The organism is Streptomyces xanthophaeus (genome assembly GCF_030440515.1).
In the GTDB taxonomy this organism is placed as follows: domain Bacteria; phylum Actinomycetota; class Actinomycetes; order Streptomycetales; family Streptomycetaceae; genus Streptomyces; species Streptomyces kutzneri.
Genome location: NZ_CP076543.1, coordinates 5,617,181 through 5,637,028 on the forward strand (window position 1 = coordinate 5,617,181; position 19,848 = coordinate 5,637,028).

The 19,848-nt window shown below is 72.6% G+C and carries 21 protein-coding genes and 1 riboswitch; of the genes, 8 read left to right on the forward strand and 13 right to left on the reverse strand.

Features of this window, described 5'->3' with window-relative positions; translation table 11 throughout:
• Positions 1–39 precede the first annotated feature (39 nt).
• Positions 40–1,209 carry a steroid 3-ketoacyl-CoA thiolase gene (locus tag KO717_RS24995; RefSeq protein ID WP_030390693.1) on the forward strand — a complete coding sequence of 390 codons (1,170 nt, stop codon included), beginning with the start codon at positions 40–42 and terminating at the stop codon, positions 1,207–1,209.
• Between the two features lie 119 nt (positions 1,210–1,328).
• Here KO717_RS24995 and KO717_RS25000 read toward each other — a convergent pair whose 3' ends face one another.
• The 7 genes from KO717_RS25000 to KO717_RS25030 all read right to left on the reverse strand — a co-directional run bounded on the left by KO717_RS25000 (position 1,329) and on the right by KO717_RS25030 (position 9,444).
• The gene (locus tag KO717_RS25000; protein ID WP_030011261.1) at positions 1,329–1,733 is read right to left on the reverse strand and encodes a transglycosylase SLT domain-containing protein; all 405 of its coding nucleotides are present in this window, start codon (positions 1,731–1,733) and stop codon (positions 1,329–1,331) included.
• 310 nt (positions 1,734–2,043) lie between these two features.
• Positions 2,044–2,943: an ECF transporter S component gene (locus KO717_RS25005; protein ID WP_301371467.1), complete on the reverse strand. Its 900-nt coding sequence runs from the start codon at positions 2,941–2,943 to the stop codon at positions 2,044–2,046.
• Positions 2,940–4,730, reverse strand: coding sequence for an ABC transporter ATP-binding protein (locus KO717_RS25010; RefSeq protein WP_301371468.1), 1,791 nt, complete (start codon positions 4,728–4,730; stop codon positions 2,940–2,942). Before KO717_RS25010 ends, KO717_RS25005 begins: the two co-directional genes overlap by 4 nt.
• Positions 4,727–6,139 (reverse strand): energy-coupling factor transporter transmembrane component T, encoded by a 1,413-nt coding sequence (locus KO717_RS25015; RefSeq protein ID WP_301371469.1) that lies wholly within the window; start codon positions 6,137–6,139, stop codon positions 4,727–4,729. The genes KO717_RS25010 and KO717_RS25015 overlap by 4 nt, the downstream gene beginning before the upstream one ends.
• On the reverse strand, positions 6,136–6,804 hold the full coding sequence (locus KO717_RS25020) for an SCO2322 family protein (RefSeq protein ID WP_367401541.1): 669 nt from the start codon (positions 6,802–6,804) through the stop codon (positions 6,136–6,138). Before KO717_RS25020 ends, KO717_RS25015 begins: the two co-directional genes overlap by 4 nt.
• Entirely contained in the window at positions 6,804–8,063 is a 1,260-nt protein-coding gene (locus KO717_RS25025) for a prenyltransferase/squalene oxidase repeat-containing protein (protein WP_301371470.1), read from the reverse strand. The genes KO717_RS25020 and KO717_RS25025 overlap by 1 nt, the downstream gene beginning before the upstream one ends.
• A 138-nt stretch (positions 8,064–8,201) precedes the next feature.
• A riboswitch (cobalamin riboswitch) is annotated at positions 8,202–8,271 on the reverse strand.
• An 81-nt stretch (positions 8,272–8,352) separates the two neighbouring features.
• On the reverse strand, positions 8,353–9,444 hold the full coding sequence (locus KO717_RS25030) for an MBL fold metallo-hydrolase (RefSeq protein WP_301371471.1): 1,092 nt from the start codon (positions 9,442–9,444) through the stop codon (positions 8,353–8,355).
• A 195-nt stretch (positions 9,445–9,639) separates the two neighbouring features.
• Here KO717_RS25030 and KO717_RS25035 point away from each other — a divergent pair, with 195 nt between their 5' ends.
• Complete coding sequence (locus tag KO717_RS25035; RefSeq protein WP_301371472.1) at positions 9,640–11,118, forward strand: aldehyde dehydrogenase; 1,479 nt, start codon at positions 9,640–9,642, stop codon at positions 11,116–11,118.
• Entirely contained in the window at positions 11,118–11,351 is a 234-nt protein-coding gene (locus KO717_RS25040; RefSeq protein ID WP_301371473.1) for a ferredoxin, read from the forward strand. Before KO717_RS25035 ends, KO717_RS25040 begins: the two co-directional genes overlap by 1 nt.
• Before the next feature lie 50 nt (positions 11,352–11,401).
• Here the strand turns inward: KO717_RS25040 and KO717_RS25045 are convergent, their stop codons facing one another.
• From KO717_RS25045 to KO717_RS25065, 5 genes are all read right to left on the reverse strand, one after another.
• Positions 11,402–11,794 (reverse strand): hypothetical protein, encoded by a 393-nt coding sequence (locus KO717_RS25045; RefSeq protein ID WP_301371474.1) that lies wholly within the window; start codon positions 11,792–11,794, stop codon positions 11,402–11,404.
• Between the two features lie 6 nt (positions 11,795–11,800).
• A complete protein-coding gene (locus KO717_RS25050) occupies positions 11,801–12,172 on the reverse strand; it encodes a VOC family protein (RefSeq protein ID WP_301371475.1) in 372 nt (123 codons plus the stop codon).
• 84 nt (positions 12,173–12,256) lie between these two features.
• Positions 12,257–12,850 (reverse strand): hypothetical protein, encoded by a 594-nt coding sequence (locus KO717_RS25055; RefSeq protein ID WP_301371476.1) that lies wholly within the window; start codon positions 12,848–12,850, stop codon positions 12,257–12,259.
• A gap of 206 nt (positions 12,851–13,056) precedes the next feature.
• A complete protein-coding gene (locus KO717_RS25060; RefSeq protein ID WP_301371477.1) occupies positions 13,057–13,539 on the reverse strand; it encodes a lactococcin 972 family bacteriocin in 483 nt (160 codons plus the stop codon).
• A 387-nt stretch (positions 13,540–13,926) separates the two neighbouring features.
• Positions 13,927–14,550: a TetR family transcriptional regulator gene (locus KO717_RS25065; protein WP_301371478.1), complete on the reverse strand. Its 624-nt coding sequence runs from the start codon at positions 14,548–14,550 to the stop codon at positions 13,927–13,929.
• 218 nt (positions 14,551–14,768) lie between these two features.
• On the opposite strand from KO717_RS25065, the gene KO717_RS25070 reads away from it, so the two are divergent.
• The 3 genes from KO717_RS25070 (at position 14,769) to KO717_RS25080 (ending at position 17,975) form a co-directional block, all read left to right on the forward strand.
• Entirely contained in the window at positions 14,769–16,088 is a 1,320-nt protein-coding gene (locus KO717_RS25070) for a glycosyltransferase family 4 protein (protein WP_301371479.1), read from the forward strand.
• A gap of 73 nt (positions 16,089–16,161) precedes the next feature.
• The gene (locus tag KO717_RS25075) at positions 16,162–16,896 is read left to right on the forward strand and encodes a class I SAM-dependent methyltransferase (protein WP_301371480.1); all 735 of its coding nucleotides are present in this window, start codon (positions 16,162–16,164) and stop codon (positions 16,894–16,896) included.
• Entirely contained in the window at positions 16,893–17,975 is a 1,083-nt protein-coding gene (locus KO717_RS25080) for a prenyltransferase (RefSeq protein WP_301371481.1), read from the forward strand. The genes KO717_RS25075 and KO717_RS25080 overlap by 4 nt, the downstream gene beginning before the upstream one ends.
• Before the next feature lie 13 nt (positions 17,976–17,988).
• On the opposite strand, the gene KO717_RS25085 is transcribed toward KO717_RS25080, so the two are convergent.
• Entirely contained in the window at positions 17,989–18,291 is a 303-nt protein-coding gene (locus tag KO717_RS25085) for a hypothetical protein (RefSeq protein ID WP_301371482.1), read from the reverse strand.
• A gap of 178 nt (positions 18,292–18,469) precedes the next feature.
• Between KO717_RS25085 and KO717_RS25090 the strand changes: the two genes are divergently transcribed.
• The gene (locus KO717_RS25090) at positions 18,470–19,039 is read left to right on the forward strand and encodes a hypothetical protein (protein WP_301374733.1); all 570 of its coding nucleotides are present in this window, start codon (positions 18,470–18,472) and stop codon (positions 19,037–19,039) included.
• Positions 19,040–19,458: 419 nt separating this feature from the next.
• The gene (locus KO717_RS25095; protein WP_301371483.1) at positions 19,459–19,845 is read left to right on the forward strand and encodes a hypothetical protein; all 387 of its coding nucleotides are present in this window, start codon (positions 19,459–19,461) and stop codon (positions 19,843–19,845) included.
• Positions 19,846–19,848: the final 3 nt, after the last annotated feature.

Sequence of the window (19,848 nt, forward strand, 5' to 3'; positions counted from 1 at the left end):
GGCCCGCCGTGCTGACGCAGTGCAGGAGAGGACGAGCTCATGGCCGCGGAACCCGTCATTGTCGAAGCCGTACGCACCCCCATCGGTAAGCGCGGGGGCGCTCTCGCCAACCTCCATCCCGCCTACCTGCTCGGTGAGACCTACCGCGAACTGCTGGCCCGTACCGGAATCCAGCCCGACTGCGTCGAGCAGATCGTCGGCGGAACCGTGACGCACGCCGGCGAGCAGTCGATGAACCCCGCCCGCAACGCCTGGCTCGCCATGGGGCTCCCGTACGAGACCGCCGCGACGACGGTGGACTGTCAGTGCGGCAGCTCCCAGCAGGCCAACCACATGGTCGCCAACATGATCTCCGGCGGGGTCATGGACATCGGCATCGCCTGCGGCGTCGAGGCCATGAGCCGCGTGCCGCTCGGCTCCGGATCCAAGCACGGCCCGGGCAAGCCCTTCCCCGACGAATGGAACGTCGACCTCCCCAACCAGTTCGAGGCCGCCGAGCGGATCGCCCGCCACCGGGGCCTGTCCCGCGAGGACGTCGACCGGCTCGGGCTCCTCTCCCAGGAGCGGGCCGCGGCCGCATGGGCCGAGGAGCGGTTCAAGCGCGAGACCTTCGCCGTGCAGGTGCCGACGACCGAGGAGGAGCAGGCCGCCGGACAGGGCATGTGGCGCCTGGTCGACCGGGACGAGGGGCTGCGGGACACGAGCATGGAGGCGCTGGCCCGGCTCAAGCCGGTCATGCCCACAGCCGTGCACACCGCCGGGAACTCCTCGCAGATATCCGACGGCGCCGCCGCCGTCATGTGGGCCTCGCGGAAGATGGCCCGCGCCCTCAAGCTCAAGCCGCGTGCCCGGATCGTCGCCCAGACACTCGTCGGCGCCGACCCCCACTACCACCTCGACGGGCCGATCGACGCGACGCGGGCCGTGCTCGGCAAGGCCGGGATGTCGCTGAGGGACATCGACCTCGTCGAGATCAACGAGGCCTTCGCCTCCGTGGTCCTGTCCTGGGCGCAGGTCTTCGACCAGGACCTGGAGAAGGTCAACGTCAACGGCGGGGGCATCGCGCTCGGCCACCCCGTCGGCGCCACCGGTGCCCGGCTGATCACCACCGCGCTGCACGAGCTGGAGCGCCGTGACAAGGAGTTCGCGCTGATCACCATGTGCGCGGGAGGCGCGCTGGCGACCGGCACGATCATCCAGCGCCTGTGAGGCGCCCCTGAGTCCCGTGGGATGGGATGCAGAAGGCCCCGGAGGCCGGACCTGGGGAGGCCGGCCACCGGGGCCTTCGTATGTCTGCTTTTCGCTGTGCTGCCGCTGCTGCTGGTGGCTTAGTACCAGTGGTTGGCGGACCAGAAGTTCCAGGCGCCGACGGGGCTGCCGTAGCGGTCGTTCATGTAGTCCAGGCCCCACTTGATCTGGGTGGCCGGGTTGGTCTTCCAGTCCGCGCCCGCGGAGGCCATCTTCGAGGCCGGCAGGGCCTGGGCCAGGCCGTACGCGCCGGAGGAGGGGTTGGTCGCGGTGTGGTTCCAGCCGCTCTCGTGGGAGATGATCTTGTCGAAGGCGGCGAACTGGGCCGGGTCCTTGATCATCTGCTGCGCGATCGCCTTGGCGCTCACCGGGGCCGCCTGGGCGGGAACCGTGGCGAGCATGGAGCCGGCGACACCCAGGGCGACGACGGTGCCCGCGAGGGCCTTCTTGGAGGTGGCGATGCGGCGGATGATGGCGTTGGACACGGAGGAAACCTTCCGACGGGGACAAGGGCGGTCGCACGCATGCCGAAGACACGCGTGAGCCACTCACGCAAAGGAGAGGGGTTCGTCGGCGGCGGTCGAAGTACCTGAAGTACCCCTGCCGCCTTGCGACTCATCCAGTTCTACAGACGCCCCGACGGCCTGGCAAAGGTCGCTCCTACTAGCGCTCCTCGCAGCAAGGGGCCTGCCATGCGGGCCGCATCCCCGCAGCTGCCCCGGCCAGGGGCCTACTAGCCGCCCTCGTATGTGACCTGGGCCCTATGGGACGGGTCACCGGGGGAGGGCCCGGATGTCACCCTCCGCTGCCGTTCGTACCCCTTTCGAGGGCGGGTTCGGGCTCCGCTCCGGTCCTTGGATCGAAGGAGGCGGGGGCGTCGAACGCAGCTTTGCGGGTCGCCCGGCGCAGCGCCTTCAGCAGCGTCGCCCCGAGGGCGAGGGTCAGTACGACCGTCAGCACGGCCCGGCCCAGGTCCCAGCCCACCGAGGTCGCCAGGCAGTACGCGGCGAACCGCGCCAGATTCGCGGCCACCGGCTCCCCCGGATGGAAGGAGATGCCCTGGCCCATGCCCTGCAGCAGCACCCAGCCCTGCAGATTCATGACCGTGCCGTACGCGAACGAGCCCACGAAGCCGTACGCGGCCAGCATCAGCAGCTCCGCCCGGCCCCGGATCCGCTCCGGGCCCGGCAGCAGCCCGGCCCCCAGCGCGAACCAGCCCATCGCCAGCATCTGGAACGGCATCCACGGCCCGACCCCGCCCGTCAGCAGGGCGGAGGCGAACATCGTCACCGAGCCCAGGACGAAGCCGAAGCCCGGACCGAGCACCCGCGCGCTGAGCACCATCAGGAAGAACATGGGCTCCAGCCCGGCCGTACCCGCGCCCAGCGGTCTCAGCGCCGCCCCGACGGCGGCGAGCACACCGAGCATCGCCACCGCCTTCGCGTCCATGCCGTTGTCGGCGATGGTCGCGACGACCACCGCTACCAGGAGCGGGAGGAGCGCGGCGAAGAGCCACGGGGCGTCCTGCGCGTGGGCGAGGCCCGAGCCACGGTCGGCGAGCAGCGGCCAGCCGAAGGCCGCGATGCCGATGAGGGTGACGAGGACCAGGGCGACGGCGGCGCGGGGACCGATCCGGACGGGGCGGGCGGGACGGGCAGGGCGGGGTGGACGGGGTGGACGGGGTGGACGGTTCACGGGGCCTCCGCCGCGTCCAGGGCCTCGGCGACCTGGCGCACGGTGAGCCAGGGGTCCGGGGCGAGGACCTTCGCCACCTGCGGCGCGAAGGCGGGCGAGGAGACGACGACCTCGGCGGTCGGACCGTCCGCGACGATCTCCCCGCCGGCCAGGATCACCACGCGGTGGGCCAGCTCGGCGGTGAGCTCCACGTCGTGGGTGGCCAGGACGATGGCGTGGCCGTCGGCGGCCAGGCCCCGCAGGATCTCGACCAGGCGGACCTTGGCGGCGTAGTCCAGGCCGCGCGTGGGCTCGTCCAGGAGCAGCAGGGCAGGGCGGCCGGTGAGGACCAGGGCCAGGGCGAGGGCCAGACGCTGGCCCTCGGAGAGATCGCGCGGGTGGATGTCGTCGGGGACGTCCGGGAGCAGCGCGGAGACGAGGTCCCGGCAGGTGCCGGCGGGCGCGGCGGCGTCGGAGTCGGCGGCCGCGCACTCGGCGGCGACCGTGTCGGCGTACAGGAGGTCGCGGGGTTCCTGCGGGACGAGGCCGACGCGGCGCACCATCTCGGGCGGCGCCGTGCGGTGGGGGGTGCGGCCGCCGACGGTCACCTCGCCGGTGGTGGGGGTGACGGTACCGACGAGGGTGGAGAGGAGGGTGGACTTGCCGGCGCCGTTGCGGCCCATGAGGGCGATGGTTTCGCCGGGGGCCACCGTGAGGGTGATTCCGTGCAGGGCCTGTACGCGGCCGCGGCGGACGGTGACACGGTGGGCCTCGGCCGGTACCTCCCGGGGGGCGGGGGTCGGCCTGCTGCGGCCGCGGCGCAGGCGGGCGAGCAGCCCGGGGGCTCCGGCGACGGGGGCTCCGCCCCCGGACCCCCGCGCCTCGAACGCCGGCGAGGCTGAAAGAACGGGGCTGTGCCCCGCGCCCCGCGCCTCAAACGCCGGCGGGGCTGGAATGGACGCGGAGCCCTGGGAAGCGGTGGGGCGGATGACGGATGACAGGCGGGACCGGAGCGGAGCGGCCTGGCGGCGGGCGTCGCGGATCGAGAGGGGGAGCGGGGACCAGCCCGCGAGGCGGCCCAGGGCGACCACCGGCGGGTGGACCGGGGAGACGGCCATGATCTCGGCCGGGGTTCCGATGACCGGGGCCGCGCCCGGCGACGGCAGGAGCAGGACCTGGTCGGCGTACTGGACGACCCGCTCCAGCCGGTGCTCCGCCATCAGCACGGTCGTGCCCAGGTCGTGGACCAGGCGCTGGAGGACCGCGAGAACCTCCTCCGCCGCCGCCGGGTCGAGCGCGGACGTCGGCTCGTCGAGCACCAGCACCTTCGGGTGCGGGGTGAGGACCGAGCCGATCGCGACCCGCTGCTGCTGGCCGCCGGACAGCGTCGCGATCGGCCGGTCGCGCAGCTCGTTCAGGCCCAGCAGGTCCAGGGTCTCCTCCACACGGCGGCGCATCACCGCAGGTGGCAGTCCCAGGGACTCCATGCCGTAGGCGAGCTCGTCCTCCACCACGTCCGTCACGAAGTGCGCGAGGGGATCCTGGCCGACCGTGCCGACCACGTCGGCGAGCTCGCGCGGCTTGTGGGTGCGCGTGTCCCGGCCGGCGACCGTGACCCGGCCCCGCAGGGTGCCGCCCGTGAAGTGCGGGACCAGTCCGGAGACCGTCCCCAGCAGGGTGGACTTGCCGACGCCCGACGGGCCGACCAGCAGTGTCAGCTCCCCCTCGGGGATCACCAGGTCGACGCCCTGCACGGAGGGGGCGGACGCACCCTCGTAGGTGACCGACACCTGCTCGAAGCGGATCACTGCGACGCCTCCTTGGGCGGTACGGGTGCCACGAAGGCGGGCAGCAGGCCGATGAGGATCGCGGCCGCCGGCCACAGCGGGAGCGTGGGGGCCGCGAGCGGGACCACGCCCGGGTGCAGGCCTGCCGGGTCGACGGAACCGGCGTGGATCAGCAGGGCGGCCACGGCCGCGCCCGATCCGGCGACCAGCCAGGCCCGAGGCCCCCAGCGGTCGGGCCGGTAGCGGGTCCGCACCGACCGGCGCCCGCCCAGGCGCAGGCCCGCGACGGCCAGGGCCGCGCCGACGCCGAGCACGGGCAGCCCGTACGCGGCGCCCTGCGCGGCCAGCAGGCCGTACGTGCCCGCGCACATGCCGATGAGGCCGCCGAGGGTGAGGGCGTTGGTGGTGTGCCGGACGGCGGGCGGGACCTCGGCGGTGCGGCCGTAGCCGCGCGCGTCCATCGAGGCGGCGATGGCGACGGAGCGTTCCAGAGCGCCCTCCAGGACCGGCAGGCCGATCTGGAGGATCGCCTTCACCCCGCCCGTGGGCCGGCCGCGCAGCCGGCGGGCCGTCCGCAGGCGGACGACGTCGGCGACCATGTTCGGCGCGAAGGTCATGGCGACGACGACGGCGACCCCGGCCTCGTACAGGGCGGCCGGCAGCGACTTCAGCAGCCGTGCCGGATTGGCGAGGGCGTTCGCGGCGCCGACGCACACCAGGAGCGCGGCCAGCTTCAGGCCGTCGTAGAAGGCGAAGACGAGCTGCTCGGCGGTGACGCGGCCGCCGAAGCGGATGCCCTGGGCCCAGGCCGGGAGCGGGATCTCCGGGAGGGTGAAGAGGGTGTGCGAGCCGGGGATGGGGGAGCCGAGGAGCATGGAGAAGAGCAGGCGCAGGCCGATGACGAAGAGGCCGAGCTTGAGGAAGGCGCCGTAGGAACGGGCCCAGGGAGCGTCGGTGCGGCGGGCCGCGACCACGTACCCGGCGACGCCGACGATCAGCCCGAGCAGCAGCGGGTTGGTGGTGCGGGAGGCGGCGGTGGCGAGGCCGAGGGCCCACAGCCACCAGGCCCCCGCGTGCAGGGCGGTGGCCCGGGCGGCCTGCGGGGGCCTCCATCGTTCGTACGTCGACCGGTACGCGGGATCCTGCACCGCGGCCGGACTCCGCCGGGCCGGGGGCACGCCGTCGGCTGCGGCTCCGGTGGGGGCGCGGTGGGCCTGCGGCCACGCCCGGCGGGTACCGGTGCCCGCGCCCGTGGCCGTGCCCGTGGTGCGGGCCGCGCCGGTGGCCGGCCTGCCGTCGGCCGTAAAGGGCGCGGCCTTGTCGGTGCCGGTGCCGGTGCCGGTGGCGGGCGCGGTGCGGGGTGCGCCGGTGTCCGTGGCGGCCGGCTCGGCGTCGTTGCCGGGGTGCGCCGCGGCGCCGGGGCCGGTCATCGGGTGCGGCGGCGGGACTGCCAGATGCCGGCCGCGGCCAGGGCGGCCACCGCGGCGATGCCCGCGAGCAGGCCCGCGGACGGGCCCCCGCCGGAATCCGGGGCGGCGGACTGCGCCGGGGCCGACGGGGCCGGGGTCCCCGCCGTGCTGTCCGCGACCTGGTCACCGCAGCCCTGCTTCGGGTAGCCGGAGATCGCGCACAGCAGCGCCGCGCTGTTGTAGCGCAGCGGCTTGGCGACCGAGGCCAGCGCCTCGGCCGTCGTGGCCTCGGGGGCCACCTGCGCGCAGGCCGTGCGCGGGGCGGCATCGGGCGGGGTGTCACCCGCCGGGGCGTCCGCCGGGACGCCGAAGTCGATGACGAGCGCCACCCGCTTGGTGCCCTCCGTCGGGGCGGTCGCCCCGCAGACGGTCTCGAAGTCGGCCGCCGCGCGCGGCTGGGCCGCCTGCTCGGCCGCGTCCTTGCTCACCGAGAAACGGAAGCCCTGGACGGCACCGTCCGCGGGTCGGGCCATCGAAGGGCCCTGGGTGGCGTACGACCACCGGCCGCCCGCCGAGCCGTCCCAGAACGACCAGTAGCGGTAGCCGGCCGCCAGCGCAGGGGTGGCGGCCAGCAGGGCCAGGGTGATCCCGAGAGCGAGGGCCACGGCGGGCAGGCGGCGGCGCATCAGGAGTGGTTCTTCTTCCGGCGGCCGCTCAGCAGGATGCCGATGCCGATACCGGCCGCGGCGCCCGCGCCGACGATCCACCAGAAATTCTGGCCGCCGGAGGGCTCCTCCTTCTTGCTGTCCACCTTGGTCGCTTCGGTGTCCGCGCCCTGCGGGGCCGGGCCGGTCGCGTTCAGCGCGGCGACGAGGTCGGTGCCGCCGAAGGACTTCGGGTCGTTGCCGGTGGCGTGCGTGGCGAGGACGAGGGTGCCCAGAGCGGCCGGGCTGCCCTTCGCCCACTCGGCGGAGTTGGTCTCCAGCCACTTCAGGGCGCCCGCCGCCGACTCCTTGTGTCCCGCGGCGGCCAGGGCCAGTACCGCGTCGACGGTGTTGCCCGTGTCGGGGACGGGCTGGTCCGCGCCCGGGGTGACGGCCATGAGGTGGCCGTCCTTCTTGAGGGCCTCGGCCAGGTGGCCGGCCGCGCCCTGGGCGGCGGCCACCGGGTCGGCGGCGTTCGCGGCCGGGCAGGCCAGCGGGGCCGCGGGGGTGTTCTCGGCGGACGGGACGACGGCCGCGCCCTTGCCGAGGCCGGCCAGGGTGGCGGCGGCCGTCGCGTCGGCGTTCGCGAGGAGCTTGCCGTCGGCCGGCTGGTACGCGAAGGCACCCCGGTCGGCGGCCGGCTCGGCGGTGCAGCCGAGCTGGAAGGCGAGCAGGCCCTCGTAGGCCGACCTGCCCGCCTTCGACCTGACCTCGGCGGGCTTCTCGCCCGCCACGGACAGGGCGCTGATCACCACGGCGGTGGAGTTGGCGTCGCTGGGGGAGGCGGGCCCGGGCACGTAGTTCCAGCCGCCGTCCTCGTTCTGGACGGACTTCAGCCAGTCGACGCTCTTCTTGACGGCAGCGTCCTGGCCGCCGAGCGCCTTCAGTGCCTGCACGGCCGCCGCGGTGGCGTTCGTGTCGTACGTCGTGTTCGCGTCGCAGGCCGTGGCGGCGTTCGGGCGGAAGGAGGTGAAGCCGCCGTTCTGGCACTGCTGGCCGAGCAGCCAGGTCACGGCCTCGCGGGCGGGCTCGACACCGACCGTGTGCTGGGCGAGCAGTGCGAAGGACTGCCGCCACACGCCGTCGTACGTGGGGTCGCTCTTGCCGTACAGACCGGAGGGGATGACCGGGGGCGCGGAGGGGGAGGCGGGCGGCGCGGTGTCGGCGAGGGCTGCGGGGGCGGCGCCCACGCAGAGCACGGCGGAGGCGGCGAGCGCGGCTGCGCTGCGACGGACGTTCATAAGGGGGCGGTGCCTCTCGTACGGGGGAACCGGAAGCAGGCACGCACAGGCACCGGGCTCCGGCTCCGTTTACCTCGACGGTGCCGGCCGCCGGGGCTCCGGCGGCACGAGCCGCGCACCTCCGGTACGGGGCAGTCCGGCTCCCCGCCCGGGCGGTGCCGGGTGTGGGTCACGGTTGCGGGTCAGCGCCGGAATTGCACCGGCTTCCCCCCGTACAGAGGTGTGGACGACAGGTTCACTCTACCGGCCCGTAACCGGCGGGCCCTGGGGCGCAGGGGCCGGGCGCCCCTTACAGGGCCCGGTACGTGACCGGGTCCGTGCCCGGCACCGCCTCGGCGCGGCCCTGCTTCACCAGCCGCCGCACGTGGGCCTCCGCTTCGGAGACGGCGATGTTGCGGGAGCCGTACGGGACCTGCTCCCAGGGCCGGTTCCACTCCATCCGCTCGGCCAGGCCCCACGGGGTCAGTGGCTCGGCCAGCAGCGTCCACAGGCCCGTCAGCCGTTCCTCGTGGTGGTCGAGGAGCTCCCGTACGCGGGCGGGTGCGTCGGTGAAGGCGTGCTGGTGGGCCGGGAGGACCTCGGCGGGTCCGAGGCGGCCGATGCGTTCGAGGGAGTCGAGGTAGTCGCCGAGGGGGTCGGTGACACGGGTGTCCTCCGGGGCCTCGTACAGGCCGATGTGGGGGGAGATCTCGGGCAGCAGGTGGTCCCCGGAGAAGAGGCGGCCGTTGCCGGGGAGGTTCGCCGGGTGCGCTTCCTCCAGGTGCAGGCAGACGTGGCCGGGGGTGTGGCCGGGGGTCCAGATCGCGCGCAACCGGCGCCCGGCGAGGGGGAGCAGCTCGGAGGGGACGATCTCCCGGTCGGGGACGGCGGCGCGCAGGCCGGGCAGGGTCCGCATGCGGCCGCTCGCGCGGGCGGCGCGCAGCGGGGCGATGTGCTCCTCGGGGGCTCCGGCGGCGGCGAGTTTGGTGCTCATGTAGTCGAACCAGACGCCGGGTTCGGAGGAGCGGGTCCGTACGACGACCTCGGTGTCGGCGGCGTGCATGGCGATCCAGGCGCCGGATGCCTCGCGGACCTGGCCGGAAAGGCCGTGGTGGTCGGGGTGGTGGTGGGTGATGACCACGCCGTGGATGTCGGTGACGGCGGTGCCGAGTGCGGCGAGGCCGGCGGCGAGGGTGTCCCAGGAGGCGGGGTCGTCCCAGCCGGTGTCGACGAGGACCGGGCCGCGGTCGGTGTCGAGGACGTGGACGAGGGTGTGTCCGAGGGGGTTGTCGGGGATGGGGACCTTGATCGCCCACACGCCGCCGCCGTGATCGGTGACGTGTGGTGTGTCGCCGGTGACCGGCGAGGTGTCCGCCGTGACCTGTGGCGTGTCCTCCGTCATGCGCCCGCCCTCCCCTGTTCCCGCCCACGGACGAGAACGTGTTTCAGTAGTAGCCCAAGTCGACCACTTTCCAGGCTCTCTGACTAGTCGTTCGATCTTCTCCGCTGCGGCGGCGGAGGTTCCGTCCTGGCCGTGGACTCCTCTAACTAGAACTGGTATCAGTTCTGCAACGCCAAGCCGCAGGAGGCCTCAGCCATGACCGAGCTCGTGGAACACGGAAAGCTGTTCATCGGCGGGGAGTGGACGGATCCGCTGGGCACCGACACCATCCAGGTCGTCTCCCCCCACACCGAGCAGGTCATCGGATCCGTCCCGCACGCCTCGAAGGCGGACGTCGACCGCGCCGTCGCCGTCGCGCGCAAGGCGTTCGACGACGGGCCCTGGCCGCGGATGACCCTGGACGAGCGGATCGCCGTCGTCTCCCGGATCAAGGACGCGATAGCCGTCCGGCACGAGGAGATCGCCCGTTCCATCAGCTCCCAGAACGGGTCCCCGTACTCCTGGAGCGTCCTCGCCCAGGCCCTCGGCCCGATGATGGTCTACGACGCCGCGATCACGGTCGCCCGCGCCTACCCGTACGAGGAGTACCGCCAGGGCGTGCTCGGGCCCATCCTGGTGCGCCGGGAGCCGGTGGGCGTGGTCGCCGCCGTCATCCCGTGGAACGTCCCGCAGTTCGTGGCGGCCGCCAAGCTGGCGCCGGCCCTCCTGACCGGCTCGACCGTGATCCTCAAGCCGTCGCCCGAGGCACCGCTCGACTCCTACATCCTCGCCGACATCGCACGCGAGGCCGGACTCCCCGAAGGCGTGCTGTCGATCCTGCCCGCCGACCGCGAGGTCAGCGAGTACCTCGTCGGGCACCCCGGCATCGACAAGGTCGCCTTCACCGGCTCGGTCGCGGCCGGCAAGCGCGTGATGGAGGTCGCCGCGCGCAACCTCACCCGCGTCACTCTCGAACTCGGCGGCAAGTCGGCCGCCGTGGTCCTCCCCGACGCCGACGTGGCGACCGCGGTCGCCGGGATCGTGCCCGCGGCCTGGATGAACAACGGCCAGGCGTGCGTCGCCCAGACCCGCATCCTCGCCCCCCGCAGCCGCTACGAGGAGGTGGCCGAGGCCCTCGCGGCGGCGGCCGGCGCGCTGGTCGTCGGCGACCCGCTCGACCCGGCGACCCAGCTCGGCCCGCTGGTGGCGAAGCGGCAGCAGCAGCGCTCGCTCGACTACATCCGGATCGGGCAGGAGGAAGGAGCGAAGGTCCTGGCGGGCGGCGGCCGTCCGGCGGGCCTGGAGCAGGGCTGGTACGTGGAGCCCACCCTCTTCGGCGACGTCGACAACACCATGCGCGTCGCCCGCGAGGAGATCTTCGGCCCGGTCGTCTGCCTGATCCCCTACGGGGACGAGGCCGAGGCCGTACGGGTGGCCAACGACTCGGACTTCGGCCTCAGCGGCAGCGTCTGGACCGCCGACGTCGAGCGCGGCATCGACTTCGCCCGCCGGATCCGCACCGGCACCTTCAACGTGAACACCTTCAGCCTGGACATGATGGGGCCGTTCGGCGGCTACAAGAACAGCGGCCTGGGGCGGGAGTTCGGCCCGGAGGGCCTGAGCGAGTACCTGGAGCACAAGATGATCCACCTCCCGGCCACGTATTCGTCCGGCGCCGGCGAGGCGGGTGCCTGATGGGTGACCGCTGGCAGGTCGAGGTGGACCGGGGGGTCTGCATCGGCTCGGGCATGTGCGTGAACCACGCCCCGGACGGCTTCGTCCTGGACTCGGCACGCCAGTCCCATCCGCGCACCGCCGAGTCGGACGCGAACGAGCCGATCCTCACGGCGGCGGAGGGCTGCCCCGTCGAAGCCATCATGATCACCTTGGCCGGCACCGGCGAACCGGTCTTCCCGCCGGAGGAGTAGCGACGGGGGCCGGGGGATGGGGGGCGACTTCCGTCCCCCGGCCGGGGCCGTCAGAGCGCGTACGGGTACACCTCCAGCCGGGGCGGCGCGAACGAGATGCGCCGGCCGATCTTCACCCCCGCCCCGCCGCGCCGGGCGACTTCGACCAGCACCACGTCCGTACCGACCCTGAGCTCCACCACCGGGTCCCCGGGCCCCCCGACCCCCAGCACCTCACCGGTGACGACCACACCGGCCGGCCCGAGCTGCAGGTGGCACGCGACCGTCGGCGACGCGGGACCCCACTCGGTGAGGGGGTCGGGGACCGTGAGTTCCACGAAGGCGTCGGTGCCCGGCGCGGGAAGCCGGTCGCCCATCCAGTGGGCGACCGCGCTTCCGTGCCCGTCCGTGCAGCGGAAAGCGACCCGCCCGTCCTCGACGACCCGGTTCACGAAGACGCGCACGAGGGGCTACTTCCGCTCGGCGGCGCTCCGCTCGACGCAGAACTCGTTGCCCTCGGGGTCGGCCAGGGTCACCCACCCGGTCCCGTCGGGCCTGCGGTGGTCACCGACGACGGCTGCGCCCAGCGCGAGGATGCGCTCCACCTCCTCGTCGCGCGTGCGGTCCTGCGGCTCAAGGTCCACGTGCATACGGTTCTTGACGCTCTTGGCGTCGGGAACCGTCACGAAGAGCAGCGTCGATCCGGGAGCCCTGACCAGCGCCTCGGGGTCCCCGGGCAAGTCGTCGTCGGCGAGCGAGCCGTCCAGAACGGCGGCCCAGAACTGCCCGAGGCTGTAGGCGTCAGAGCAGTCAACTGTGATGTGTCGTACGAGAGAAGCCATGGGCGGGACTATCGAACAGCCCGCCGACCCCTGTCCACCAAGATTGCGGGGCGACACCCCCGAACACGGGCTTTCCCCGCCGGGTCAAAGGCGCCTTGCAGGCGCGGCATCTTCCGGCGGCCCGTCGACTCGGCCACGCCGAACGCGCCAGCTCCACACGGTGTGCCCGACGAGAGCCACGGCGGCGACGCACGCCGCAACGCGAGTTGCGTTCCAGGTCAGAGCGAAAACCGCCCCCTCCGAGGCCGCCTCCACGCTCAATCGCCGAGTCGCCTCGAAGAAGGCGGTGAGAGGAACGATCAGACGGAACAAAAGGCCACCGACTCCGGGCGTTCTGGCTACGTTCCCCATGAGTCCCACGGGCGCGCCGAGCACGAACGCCGCTGCTCCCCACAGAAAAATCTGCCCCTGGCGGCCGGAGGTGTCAGGCTCCATTCCGGCCGGAACGGAGGTGGCTGCTTCCATTCCCGCAGGAATGGTGGGATTCATATCCTTGAAAACGTAGTACGTGACTACGCCGATGGCCAGCCCCAGGGATGCCAGCAACACCGACTCGATCTTGGATCGGCGTGAATAGCCCACCATCAATGCGTAGCAGGCCCACGGCCATCCGCTGGAAAAAACAATACTCACGGCGACGAAAAATGGATTATCCCATTTCCCGGCGACGGGGCCCACGAGGCCAAGTAGGAGGCCGGCTCCGAGAGACGCGGCGACCGGTACGACGCGAGCACGTGTGAAGCGAGTGATCGTTCTTCCCCCGTTCGATGGGTGAGCCCGACGTGGAGCCGCCCTGGGGCTGCCCGGGCGACGAACAGCCCCAGAGCGGCTCATCAACCTACCGCACCCTCCGAGGAGTTACTGCTCGAAGCGGCGACCGGGACCTAGTCCACGCTGTAGTAGGTGGAGCAGGTGTAGGCGAGACCCGCGGTGAGGTTGGCGTTGGTGGTGCCGCCGGCCGCTGCCCAGACGCGACGCGTATTGCCCGCGAGCTTCACCGTGGACGAGTGTCCCTTCGTCCCCTGATAGTAATTCGAGTAGCAGTACTTGTTGATCACCCCGGGGCTGACCTCCCGCGGGTACCAGCCGTAACACCAGGTGCCGCCGGTGGACGGGCTGAGGCATGCCTGCGACTGCGCGCTGAAAGAGCCCGCCGAAGCGTCCATCTTGAACGTCACAACTCCCCATTCGGAGGGGTTGCCCAGCTCTGCGGGCGGCTGGGTGCCGTCGCCGCGGTGGTGGACGGTGACGGTGGCTCCGGAAACGCCGGCCACTGCGGACGCGTCCGCAGTGGCCGGCGTCGCGAGGCCTAAGGCCGCAATGGCTGCGCCCGTGATGGCGAAACTGGCGGATCTGGCAATCTTCATGGAATTCCCTCCCCTGATTCCCCGTGTTGGGAACGGGAGAGATCCTTCATAGCCCCCAGCCGGTCGGCAAAGGAATTTTGAACCTGTTGGCTCAAAATTATCTCGTCCGATTCATGCGTCATCATCTGGATATTTCACCGCTTGCTATCGCATGCTTTGAGGTGATTGATGTGATAAGGGTGCCGGTTTCGCCGGTCCGATCGTCCCTGCCTCCGGTGCCGATGGGTGGCCGATATCCGGCGCCCGGCCCAAGACGAGGCACGGTCGGTGCCTCCGCGGGGGAGCGCGCAGCGATCGATGGCGGCCATCCATGTCCGGCCAAGGGGCTCGCGGACGCCCTCACCCCCGGCCGGGCCGGAGCCGCCCGCCCTCACCCCAGCGGCGGCTTCAGGCCTTTTCCGGGGACGTCAGGTCGATCAGGCGGCACACCGTTTCGATGTCGATCTTGACCTGGGCGATCGAGGCGCGGCCGGAAAGCCACGTGATCAGCGCCGAGTGCCAGGTGTGCTCGATGACCCGGACCGCCGAGAGCTGCTCCGCCGTCGGCGGCTGCTCCAGGCCCATCGCGTCCAGGATGATCGCCGTCGTCAGCCGGGACACCGTGTCCACCTCGGGGCTCACGCTCCGGTCCGCGAACGTCAGTGCCCGCACCATCGCGTCGGCCAGCTGCGGCTCCCGCTGCAGGGCGCGGAAGGCCCGCATCAGGGTCTCCGCGACACGGGCCGCCGGGTCGTCCCCGGCCGGCGGGCGTTTGCGCAGCGTGGTGTGCATGTGCTGGAGCTGGTCCTGCATGGTGGCGACCAGCAGGTGCACCTTGGACGGGAAGTAGCGGTAGAGCGTGCCCAGGGCCACGCCCGCCGCCTCCGCGACCTCGCGCATCTGCACGGCGTCGAATCCGCCCCGGCTGGCCAGCTGTGCGCTGGCGTGCAGGATCCGGCGGCGGCGTGCCTCCTGGCGCTCCGTCAGGGGAGGCGACGCCGGTGTGGTGACGGCCTTCACTTCCGCTGTCATGTGTCCCGTTCCGTGTCGTTGCGCGGGCTGAATCCGGGCTGGTCCGCGGCCAGCATCGCAGGCGCCGGAGCCGTGGCGCGAATCACCTGCTCCGCCTCTTACGGTGTGGTTTCCGGCCGGTAGATTCAATGGTCTTCGACGGATCAAGTCTGAAACTTGTTCTACATTATCCGAGCGGTTACGCTCCGGCGAAAGTTGCAGTGAGAAGGGGGCCGAGAGTGACCGCTGAGGCCATGGTGACGAGCCCTTTCGCGGGTTCCGCCGCCGACGGCGACCGCCCGCTGCGCATCGCGCTCCTCACCTATAAGGGGAACCCGTTCTGCGGCGGCCAGGGCGTCTACGTCCGCCACCTCTCGCGCGAACTCGTACAACTGGGTCACTCCGTCGAAGTCATCGGCGCGCAGCCCTACCCGGTGCTCGACACGGGCGCCTCGCTCACCGAACTCCCGAGCCTGGACCTGTACCGCAGCCCGGACCCCTTCCGCACGCCGAAGCGCGACGAGTACCGGGACTGGATCGACGCCGTCGAGGTCGCCACCATGTGGACCGGCGGCTTCCCCGAGCCCCTGACCTTCTCGCTGCGCGCCCGCCGCCATCTGGCCGCGCGCGCCGGTGACTTCGACGTCATCCACGACAACCAGACCCTCGGGTACGGCCTCCTCGCCGGCCTCGGTGCCCCGCTGGTCACGACGATCCATCACCCCATCACCGTCGACCGCAAGCTCGACCTCGACGCCGCGCAGGGCCGGGTGAAGCGGGCCTCCGTGCGCCGCTGGTACGCCTTCACCCGCATGCAGGGCCGCGTGGCCCGCCGGCTGCCGTCCGTACTCACCGTCTCCGGGTCCTCCAAGCAGGAGATCGCCCAGCACCTGGGCGTCCGGGACGAGCGCATCCACGTCGTGCACATCGGCGCCGACACCGACCTGTGGTCGCCGGACCCGTCCGTGGCCGAGGTGCCGGGCCGCATCGTCACCACCTCCAGCGCCGACGTGCCGCTCAAGGGGCTCGTGTACCTCGTCGAGGCGCTCGCGAAGCTGCGTACCGAGCAGCCCGAGGCGCACCTCGTCGTCGTCGGCAAGCGCGCCGAGCAGGGCCCCGTCGCCCGCGCCATCGAGACGTACGGCCTCCAGGACGCGGTCCGTTTCGTCAAGGGCATCACCGACGCCGAGCTCGTCGACCTGGTCCGCAGCGCCCAGATCGCCTGCGTGCCCTCCCTCTACGAAGGCTTCTCGCTCCCGGCGGCCGAAGCCATGGCCACCGGCACGCCGCTCGTCGCCACCACCGGCGGCGCGATCCCCGAGGTCGCCGGACCCGACGGTGAGACCTGCCTCGCGGTGCCCCCGGGCGACGCCGGCGCGCTGGCCGCCGCGCTGGGCCGGATGCTGGGCGATCCGGAGCTGCGGGCCCGCCTGGGCGCCGCCGGGCGCGAACGGGTCCTGACCCGCTTCACCTGGGCCGCGGCCGCCAAGGGCACCGTCGCGCACTACCGCGCCGCCATCGAGCAGGCCGCCTCTGGCCGGACCCGCCGGGCGCGCTGACCTTCTGCTCCTTCTGCTTCCCCCGCTTCCTCCCCATCCCCGAACACCCCCGCGACCGCGAAGGCAGGACCCCGTGCTGACCGTCGATTTCTCCCGGTTCCCGCTCGCCGCAGGCGACCGCGTACTCGACCTGGGCTGCGGCGCAGGCCGGCACGCCTTCGAGTGCTACCGGAGAGGCGCCCAGGTGGTCGCCGTCGACCGCAACGGCGAGGAGATCCGCGAGGTCGCCAAGTGGTTCGCAGCGATGAAGGAGGCCGGTGAGGCCCCCGCCGGAGCCACCGCCACCGCGATGGAGGGCGACGCGCTCGCACTGCCCTTCCCCGACGACTCCTTCGACGTCGTCATCATCTCCGAGGTGATGGAGCACATCCACGACGACAAGGGCGTGCTCGCCGAAATGGTGCGCGTCCTCAAGCCCGGCGGGCGCATCGCCATCACCGTGCCGCGCTACGGCCCCGAGAAGATCTGCTGGGCGCTCTCCGACGCCTACCACGAGGTCGAGGGCGGCCACATCCGCATCTACAAGGCGGACGAGCTGCTCGGCAAGATGAAGGCCGCGGGCCTCAAGCCGTACGGCACGCACCACGCGCACGGCCTGCACTCCCCGTACTGGTGGCTCAAGTGCGCCTTCGGCGTCGACAACGACAAGGCGCTGCCCGTCAAGGCGTACCACAAGCTCCTGGTCTGGGACATCATGAAGAAGCCGCTGGCCACGCGGCTCGCCGAGCAGGCCCTGAACCCGCTCATCGGCAAGAGCTTCGTGGTGTACGCGACCAAGCCCCACCTCCCCGTCAGCGCGGCCCAGTGAGCACGCCGGGGCGCACCGAACACCTGGTCCTGGACGGCGTGCTGACGGCCGAGGAGGCCGCCCGGACGGTGGCGGGGATCCTCGCCGCGCAGCGCGCCGACGGGGCCATACCGTGGTTCCGCGGGCACCACCTCGACCCGTGGGACCACACCGAGGCCGCGATGGCGCTGGACGCGGCCGGTGAGCACGAGGCGGCGGAGCGGGCGTACGCGTGGCTGGCCCGGCACCAGAACCAGGACGGTTCCTGGTACGCGGCCTACGCCGACCGGCCCGACGGGGTGGACACCGCGGAGCCGCAGGACGCGAGCCGCGAGAGCAACTTCACCGCGTACATAGCCGTCGGCGTGTGGCACCACTACCTCTCCACCGGCGACGACTCCTTCCTCGACCGCATGTGGCCTGCCGTGTACGCGGCCGTGGAGTGCGTCCTGACGCTCCAGCAGCCGGGCGGCGAGATCGGCTGGAAGCGGGAGGCGGACGGCACGGCCGTCACCGACGCCCTCCTGACCGGCTCCTCCTCCATCCACCAGGCGCTGCGCTGCGCGCTGGCCATCGCCGAGCACCGCGAGGAGCCGCAGCCCGACTGGGAGCTCGCGGCGGGCGCGCTGCGGCACGCCATCCGGCGTCACCCGGAGCGGTTCCTCGACAAGAACCACTACTCGATGGACTGGTACTACCCGGTCCTGGGCGGGGCCCTGACCGGTTCGGAGGCCAAGGCGCGCATCGAGGAGCGCTGGGACGAGTTCGTGGTCCCGGACCTGGGCGTGCGCTGCGTGCTGCCCAACCCGTGGGTGACGGGCGGCGAGTCCTGCGAGCTGGCGCTCGCCCTGTGGGCGACGGGCGAGTCGGACCGGGCGCTGGAGATCCTGCGGTCGATCACCCACCTGCGCGCGGACAACGGCATGTACTGGACGGGGTACGTGTTCCAGGACGAGGCCGTCTGGCCGGTGGAGCAGACCACCTGGACGGCCGGGTCGCTGCTGCTCGCCGTCGCGGCGCTCGGCGGGGACGAGGCCACCACCGAGGTGTTCGGCGGGACCTCGCTCCCGGCCGGGCTGGAGCCCGACTGCTGCGGCTGACCGGGCGGCCGGCTCAGCGGCGGTAGAGCCAGCCGGCTATGGCGTGGCCGACGAGGAGGTAGGCCACGGCGGCGATGCCGTAGCCGATGACGACCTGGACCCATTCGCGGCTGAAGGTGAACAGGTCGTAGGACCAGGCCGCCAGCCAGGACGCGACGTCGTGGACGAGGTCGACCAGGGCGTTGCCCTGGTTGGCCTCCAGCAGGTAGAGCAGGATCCAGAGTCCGATGACGAAGGCGAGCACGTCCGCCACCAGTGCGACGGCGCGGCCTGCCTGACTGCTTCCCCGGGTGCGTACTCGTGTGTGAGTGCTCATGCAGCGCGTGTTGCCGCCTTGACGCGTCGTAAACCCGAACGGGTTCCCCCGGTGGCGGGGCGGGGGGACCGGGGTGAGGCTGCGGAGGACGCCTCAGTCCCCGGAGGAAACCGTGTCCGTACCCACGACCGTCCGATTCCGCCGCGCCGTCACCGCCGTGGTGCTGTCCACCGCGCTGATGGTCGGCGCCACCGCATGCGGCAGTGGCGGAAACGGCCCGCGCGAGGAGCTCTCCGCCGCGTCGATGGGGGAGCTGGCCGCCCTCGCGGCGGCGGAGCCCGTCGCCGCCGAGGCCGACGAACTGGCCGCCGCGACGCCGTCGCCCAGCACGTCCGCGGAGAAGCAGAAGTTCGCCAAGACGCGCTTCGTCGCCAACGCGGGGCTCGCGGCCGGTGCGACCTACCAGTGGATCGTCAAGCCGTACCGCGCGGGCAAGTTCAAGAAGGGTGCCAAGGGACGCACCTTCGCGCTGATCAAGGCGGGCCTCGCGGGTGCGTTCGCGTACAACCGGCTCAAGGCGGCGGCCGAGAACGCCAAGGGCGACCCGCTGCTGGCGAAGGCGGTGGCCCCGCTCACGGCGGGCATCGAGTCCCTCAAGGGGCTCGGCAGCAAGCTGCGCAAGGGGCAGGCGGGTGACGGTGACATCGATGCCTTCGACAGTGTCATCAGCAGTGTGAAGGAAGCGGGCCAGAGTGCGGGTGCGACGGTGACGGACAAGGTTCCGAGCGTGTCGCAGCTGGGCGGCTAGCGGTTTCGGCTGCGGCCTGGCGGTCGCGCCTCAAGCGCCGGCGGGGCTGGGTTTGGCCGCCCGGCCGGGGGCGTGGTCGGCCGGGCGCCGTACGGCCTGGGTTGCGCGCTCGTCCTGCGGGGAGCCCCCGGAGTGTCCCCACCCCACGGCCCTGGTTGGAGGCGGGCGGATCCGGCCGGGGTGGGGGTGTGGGGACGGTGGGGGGTGTCCCCGCAGGACGAGCGTGCAACCGCCGGGTACGGCCGAGATGGCCCGTCACGCGCGAGCCGAGGAGACACCCGCCGGCGGCCCCGCACCCCCACCCCCCGGACCCGACCCCGCCCAGCCGTGACCCACCCAGCCCCGCCGGCGCTTGAGGCGTGGCCACCGGGCCGCAGCCGGAAACGCGCCGCCCGGCCAGGGCAAGGGACAATGGGTGGGTGATCGAGATCGTGGGGGTTGTGCTCGGCGCCGTGGCGGCCGGGTGGCTGTTGCGGCGCAAGCATCGTGCGCGGACGGCCGCCGGGCCCGTGCCCGGGATTCCCGGCATGGCCCGGATCCCGGCCGGTGAAGGCCGCTGGCGGATGGGCCGGGTGTACGCCGAGGAAGGCGTGGCCCGGTGGGTTCCGGCGCGCGGGGAGGCCGTCGTGTTGCCCGGCGGGCGGGCCACCGGGGTGCGGGTGCCGTCCGTGAAGGAGGGGATCTCCATCAACCCCGGCTCGCGGATCGTCACTTGCGCCTACGACGGCGGTGGGAGCATCGAGATCGCCGTCATGCCGCTGGATGTGCAGGAGCTGCTGGAGGCCGTACCGCAGGCCGAATCTTGACGA